Genomic DNA, 746 nt, shown 5'->3' with positions numbered 1-746 from the left:
ACACGAGCGCTGACGGGTACCGATTGCCCACCGAGGCCGAGTGGGAGTACGCCTGCCGCGCCGGAACGACCTCGCCCACCTACGGGCCGCTTGAAGACATCGCCTGGACCAGCCTCGACCACCTTGAGGGCCCCCAGCCCGTCGGCATGAAGAAAGCCAACCCGCACGGTCTGCACGACATGCTCGGCAACATCTGGGAATGGTGCTGGGACTACGCCGATCCCGCCCGCTACGGCGACTACCGCAGTCTGCGCGGGGGTGGCTGGGCGGATGAACCCTGGAGCGTGCGCGCCTCAGTGCGCCGGGGCAGCGCCCCGGACGCCGTCCTGGAGGACGTGGGACTCCGCCTGGCCCGGGGTCTGGTCGGCAGCCCGGGACAAGCTCAGGGCTGGTCCCATGAGGCAGACAGGCAACGAGCCGCCATCTGCGGGCCGCTTCCCGTGGGGTGGACACCCTTGCGGGAGATCTTCGCCTGAGAAGGGAACCGCCCAGCCTCATTCGGCGGAACGGAGCCGATCCGTCGGCAACGACAACATCACCGTCGCGGTGAGATCCGGCGCCTTGGCCACCGCCCTGTCATCGAGCCGCGGCGCCACTGTGACGGCCTCTCGTGAGAACTCCTGGATGCCCACGGGCACCCATGCGTCACCCTCGGTGCGAAGCAGCCACTGTTCGCCCACCGCCTGCAAACCGACGGTGTCAAGCAGTTCTTCGGCCTCGGTCGACTCCATGGGTTCACCGCATCG

General features: G+C 68.6%; 2 protein-coding genes. One reads left to right on the top strand and one right to left on the bottom strand.

Annotated features, from left to right (window positions below; all coding sequences use genetic code 11):
• Positions 1–476 (top strand): SUMF1/EgtB/PvdO family nonheme iron enzyme (locus KVS67_RS11535; RefSeq protein WP_217565397.1); only part of this gene is annotated, 476 nt, incomplete at its 5' end.
• Positions 477–494: 18 nt separating this feature from the next.
• Here the strand turns inward: KVS67_RS11535 and KVS67_RS11530 are convergent.
• The coding region (locus tag KVS67_RS11530; protein WP_217565396.1) for a serine/threonine protein phosphatase at positions 495–746 on the bottom strand (252 nt) is incomplete at its 5' end.

The sequence above is a fragment of the Micrococcus sp. GbtcB5 genome, assembly GCF_019091605.1.
Classification (GTDB): Bacteria; Actinomycetota; Actinomycetes; order Actinomycetales; family Micrococcaceae; genus Micrococcus; species Micrococcus luteus.
Note: the sequence above shows the minus strand (reverse complement) of the source record. Positions and strands in the feature narration are given on the sequence as shown.